We start from the raw sequence: 6113 nt of genomic DNA, 5'->3' as shown, positions 1-6113 counted from the left end.
CTGTATCGCTTCAAAGCGACTTTATTAATATAACATCTCTCTAACTTTAAGTCAACTCTTTTTTAAAAAATCAATATTCCTTAACAGCTGACTTATAAGATTATAACAACATCATTTTAAAAAGGCAATAACATTTTTAATATTTTTTAAAAATCAATATAAAATATGGAGCTTTGCCTTTATAACAGGCTTTAAGCTCCAATTCTCCATTATTTAAACAAGTTCTTCAATATATAAATCCCTTTTTTCTTTTAATGCAATAAATTCATTTGTATTAATAATTCTTAACATCGGTCTAGTCGGAAATTGTTCTTCCGTAAAAACAATTTCCCCAATTTGATTATTGGACAGCCTAACCTTTGTTCCAACTGATAGTTTAGCAATTATTTTTTTCAATTCATCTAATACCATAATATCGAATTTACCAAAGTCATCTTCTATCATTTGTTCTAGTACTTTAAATGGTGATTGCTTTCTGCGATATGGTCTATCACAGACCATCGCTTGAAATGTGTCTGCAATCGCTACAATTTTCCCGTATAAATGCAGTTTGCTACCAGATAGACTCATAGGATAGCCGCTCCCGTCAATTCTTTCATGATGCTGTAATACACCGATTTTTACAGCTTCTTTTAAAGACGGTATGTTTTTAATCATATTATAGCTATGAGCCGGGTGCTGTTTCATCTCTCTAAAGTCTTGTTCTGTTAACGGGTTGTTTTTCTTTAAAATTGATTGATCAATTTTAGACATACCACAATCCGCTAACAGTCCGGTAATAGAAATTTGATTTATTTCTCCCTCACTCATATTCAGACTATCAGCAAGATAAGCACTTAATAGGGAAACTGAAATCGGATGATAGAAATAATATTCTTCTGTTTTTGTATAATGTGATATTTTTAAAATTTCCTCTTTATTATTTAAAAGCGCTTTTACTAAAGGAAGAACGAGATCCCTTATTTTTGAGATTTCTATCGTCATTCCAGATTGCCAGGCAATATAAAGCTGTTTATATGAATTGACTGCCTTCACATACAACCTGTAAAAATCATTTATTTCCTGCTGTATGTTTTCATTTATTTTGGAATTACTATTCTCCTTTTCCTCAATAGCATCTTTAGAACTTACTATATCTACATCCATAACAGTAGGTTCTACTTCGACACTGTCTATTAAAAAAGCTTTAAACGCTTCTATATGCTGCAGATTTATAATTGTTTTTTTATGAGCTAGTGGTCGTTTAGTTGACAAAACAACATCTTCCATTAAAATTGACCCTTCATTCAATTGACTTACATCGACTTTCAAATGTTTCCCTCCTATTCATTTTCTTAATAAAGATTAATTATTTTTTCCCTATTCTTACATTTATTTTACATCATTTTTTCGCCTTTTGTTTAATATAAAAAAGCTAAAATGAAAAATTAAATAGGACTAGCCTCACAGCTAGTCCGTAATTAACTCTCTTCTATCTCTAAATCTTCTTCTGTATGAAATTCTTCTTCTTCTTTGTCTACTACTGCAACTGTTGACACGAACACATTTTCATCTAACTTTATTAATTTAACACCTTGTGTATTACGGCCCATTGTGGAAATATCATCAATATCCATTCTAATTATTACTCCGCTAGCAGTAATTAACATTAAGTCATCTTGCCCGCTAACTGCTTTTACGGAAACTACAGGACCATTCTTCTCTGTAATATTACAAGTTTTAAGTCCTTTCCCGCCACGGCTCTGTATACGATATTCGCTTGCAGGTGTCCGTTTTCCATATCCACTTCTTGTAACAATAAGAACATCAACATCTTCTTCTAATATTTCCATACCAACTACTTCATCATCGGTATCAAGATTAATTCCCTTTACACCAGTTGCTGTTCTTCCCATTGATCTAACATCCACCTCTGGGAAACGAATTAACATCCCTTGCTTCGTTCCGATAATGATATCTTTCGAACCATCCGTTAATCGAACTGAAATTAATTCATCTTCTTCACGCAGGCCAAGAGCGATTAATCCATTATTTCTAATATTCGCAAATTGTGATAATGGAGAACGCTTTGAAATTCCTTCTTTCGTAGTGAAAAACAGGAACCAGTCATCAACAAACTCTGATACCGGGATAATAGCGTTTACCCACTCGCCTTTATCCACTTCCAGAAGATTTACAATAGGGAGGCCTTTAGCTGTACGGCTAAACTCTGGAATTTCATAACCCTTTGTACGATAAACCTTTCCTTTATTTGTAAAGAAAAGGATTGTATCATGGGTCGATGTCGTTAATAATTGCTCGACAAAGTCATCTTCATTTGTTCCCATTCCCTGAATTCCTCGGCCACCACGTTTTTGACTGCGGTAAGTCGATACCGGCAAGCGTTTAATATAGCCATTATGTGTTAAAGTAATGACTATATTTTCACGTGGAATCAAGTCTTCGTCTTCAATATTCTCTAATCCGCCTGCTACAATTTCAGTACGGCGGCTATCATTGAAACGTTCTTTTAATTCAAGTAGTTCCTCACGAATGATTTCTAATACTTTTTCTTCATCGGCAAGAATCGCTTTAAGCTCTGCAATCAGTGCAATAAGTGATTGGTATTCTTCTTCAATTTTCTCGCGCTCTAGGCCAGTTAAACGCTGTAAACGCATATCTAGAATAGCTTGTGCTTGCTTTTCACTTAATGAAAATTGCTCCATTAATCCGTTACGAGCAATTTCTGTTGTTTGTGAATTGCGGATTAAAGTAATAACCGCATCTAAATGATCTAAGGCAATTCTTAATCCTTCTAAAATATGTGCTCTTGCTTCCGCTTTTCTTAACTCAAAAGCCGTTCTTCTGCGGATAACTACTTTTTGATGCTCTAAATAATGATACAGACATTGTTTTAAACCTAATACTTTCGGTTCTCCATTTACAAGAGCAAGCATATTAATTCCAAAACTCGTCTGAAGTGCAGTTTGTTTATAAAGATTGTTTAAGAGAACATTTGCATTTGCATCTTTTCTTACTTCAATAACAATTCGCATTCCTGTTCGATCTGATTCATCACGTAAATCTGTTATTCCATCTATTTTCTTATCACGAACAAGCTCTGCAATTTTCTCAATCAATTTTGCTTTATTCACTTGATAAGGCAGTTCATTAACGATAATTGTTTGTTTTCCCGAAGCTTTTTCTTCAATTTCTATGTTGGCACGAATAATAATAGAGCCTCGTCCAGTTTCATATGCTTTACGAATTCCGCTTCTGCCTAGAATTTGCCCTGCTGTAGGGAAATCCGGACCAGGAATAATCTCCATTAATTCAGGAAGCGTAATGTCCGGGTCTTTACTTAAAGCAAGTACTCCGTCAATTACTTCTCCTAACTGATGCGGCGGGATATTTGTTGCCATACCAACAGCAATCCCAGACGTTCCATTAACGAGCAAGTTCGGGAATTTTGCAGGTAGAACAATCGGTTCCTTTTCAGATCCATCATAATTATCCTGATAATCAATTGTATCTTTATTTATGTCTCTGAGAATTTCAGCGGAAATTTTTGATAATCGTGCTTCTGTGTAACGCATTGCTGCAGCTGGGTCACCATCAACGGAACCGAAATTCCCATGTCCATCAACTAACATATAACGATAGCTGAAATCCTGTGCCATACGTACCATCGTTTCATAAACAGCTGAGTCACCATGTGGATGATATTTACCGATTACTTCACCAACAATACGTGCGGACTTCTTATGAGGCTTGTCTGAGGTCATTCCAAGATCATTCATCGCATATAAAATACGACGATGGACAGGCTTTAATCCATCGCGAACATCTGGAAGTGCACGTGAAACAATAACACTCATTGCATAGTCTAAAAATGATGTACGCATTTCATTACTTATATTTATTTCCTTAACTTGAGGAATTTTATTTTCTGGCATTGTAAGTTACCTCCATAAATTGGGCAAACATCGCTTTTTTCCTACCCAATTATAGATTTCATTATCTAGTAGCATATTCTTCATTATATCAATAATAAAGTGACATTACACGTCTATTCAAAAGAAAATCGCCTGTAATCTGAGAATTTTGCAAGTTTCTAGCACTCTTTCTCATAAATCCATCTCTAATATAAAAGAAGGTGCCATAGAACTAAAATAAGCTATAGCACCTATCTTTTTAAAAAAAGATTAAATATCTAAATTTTTAACATATCTTGCGTTCTCTTCAATAAAGTTTCGACGCGGTTCAACTTGATCACCCATTAAAATTTCAAATGTTTCATCTGCTCCAATTGCATCTTCTAATGATATTTGGAGTAATGTACGTACGTCTGGGTCCATCGTAGTTTCCCAAAGCTGTTCCGGATTCATTTCACCTAAACCTTTATAACGCTGAATCCCTGGCTTTGGCTGCTGAGGAAGCTGGGCAAATATTTCTTCTAGGTCCCGGTCATTATATGCATATTCAATTCTTTTACCTTGCTGCACTTTATATAACGGCGGTTGAGCGATATATATATATCCTTTTTCAAGCAATTGACGCATGTAGCGATAAAAGAAAGTTAAAAGCAATGTTCTAATATGAGCACCGTCGACATCAGCATCTGTCATAATGACAATTTTATGGTATCTCGTTTTTGAAATGTCGAAATCTTCTCCAATACCAGTACCGAGAGCTGTAATAATTGTCCGAATTTCATTATTAGATAAAATTTTATCTAATCTCGCCTTTTCTACGTTTAAAATTTTACCCCGTAAAGGTAAAATAGCTTGGAAATGTCGATCCCTTCCCTGCTTCGCTGAACCACCGGCAGAATCACCCTCAACGATGTACAACTCGCTAATTGATGGATCTTTTGATGAACAATCCGCAAGCTTACCTGGTAAACTTGACACTTCAAGGGCACTTTTACGTCTCGTTAATTCTCTGGCTTTTTTTGCAGCCATTCGAGCTCTCGCAGCCATTAGTCCTTTTTCAACAATTTTCCTCGCTGTAGAAGGATTCTCCAATAAAAACTTTTCAAAAGTTTCTGAGAAAATAGAATCTGTAACTGTTCTCGCTTCTGTATTTCCGAGCTTTGTCTTCGTCTGTCCTTCAAACTGTGGATCAGGATGCTTGATAGAGATAATGGCCGTTATTCCTTCACGAACATCTTCACCTAATAAATTTTCATCATTTTCTTTGAAGATTTTATTCTTTCTTGCATAATCATTAATAACACGCGTTAAAGCAGTTTTAAAGCCGGATTCATGTGTTCCGCCTTCGTGTGTATGAATATTATTCGCAAATGAATAAATATTACTTGTATAGCTGTCATTGTATTGAAGAGCGACCTCGACTGTAATACCATCTCTTTCGCCTTCAACATAAACCGGCTCCTCATGGATTACATCTCTTGTGCGATTTAAATGCTCGACGTATGACTTGATACCGCCTTCATAGTAATATTCTTTCTCTCGTTTTTGCTCCCGCTTATCTGTAATCGTAATCTTAATACCTCTGTTTAAAAATGCTAGCTCACGAAGACGATTTGCAAGTATATCAAATTCATAAACAGTCGTTTCTGTGAAAATTTCTTCATCCGGTTTAAAATTAATAATGGTACCCGTTGCGTCAGCTTCACCTATTACTTTTAAATCACCGACAGGGACACCTCTCTCAAATTTTAAATAATGTGCTTTTTCATCACGGTTTACTGTTACTTCAAGTGTTGTAGAAAGTGCATTAACAACAGACGCACCTACACCGTGTAAACCACCTGATACTTTGTATCCTCCACCGCCGAATTTCCCTCCAGCGTGAAGTACAGTTAAAATAACTTCAACAGCGGGTCTGCCCATTTTCTCTTGAATATCAACTGGAATTCCACGTCCGTTGTCTTTCACTGTAATACTATTATCTTCTTCAATAATGACGTTAATCTCATCACAAAAGCCTGCTAGAGCTTCATCAATACTATTATCAACAATTTCCCATACTAAATGGTGCAAACCTTTGGAACTTGTTGAACCAATGTACATACCAGGTCGTTTTCGAACTGCTTCCAACCCTTCAAGTACTTGTATTTGATTGGCATCGTATGATTGTTGTGACATATCTTTTTCTTCCATTGCCAC

3 protein-coding genes are annotated in these 6113 nt (G+C 35.6%); all 3 read right to left on the bottom strand.

Features of this window, described 5'->3' with window-relative positions:
- Positions 1–213 precede the first annotated feature (213 nt).
- Positions 214–1311 (bottom strand): HD-GYP domain-containing protein, encoded by a 1098-nt coding sequence (locus BFA01S_RS05465; RefSeq protein WP_066226689.1) that lies wholly within the window; start codon positions 1309–1311, stop codon positions 214–216.
- A 149-nt stretch (positions 1312–1460) separates the two neighbouring features.
- Complete coding sequence (gene gyrA / locus BFA01S_RS05460; protein ID WP_066226687.1) at positions 1461–3935, bottom strand: DNA gyrase subunit A; 2475 nt, start codon at positions 3933–3935, stop codon at positions 1461–1463.
- Between the two features lie 249 nt (positions 3936–4184).
- Positions 4185–6107: a DNA topoisomerase (ATP-hydrolyzing) subunit B gene (gyrB, locus tag BFA01S_RS05455; protein WP_066226699.1), complete on the bottom strand. Its 1923-nt coding sequence runs from the start codon at positions 6105–6107 to the stop codon at positions 4185–4187.
- Between the last annotated feature and the right edge of the window lie 6 nt (positions 6108–6113).

It is taken from the genome of Metabacillus fastidiosus NBRC 101226 (assembly GCF_001591625.1).
GTDB classification, from domain to species: domain Bacteria; phylum Bacillota; class Bacilli; order Bacillales; family Bacillaceae; genus Metabacillus; species Metabacillus fastidiosus.
This window is presented reverse-complemented; position numbering and strand designations above follow the sequence as displayed.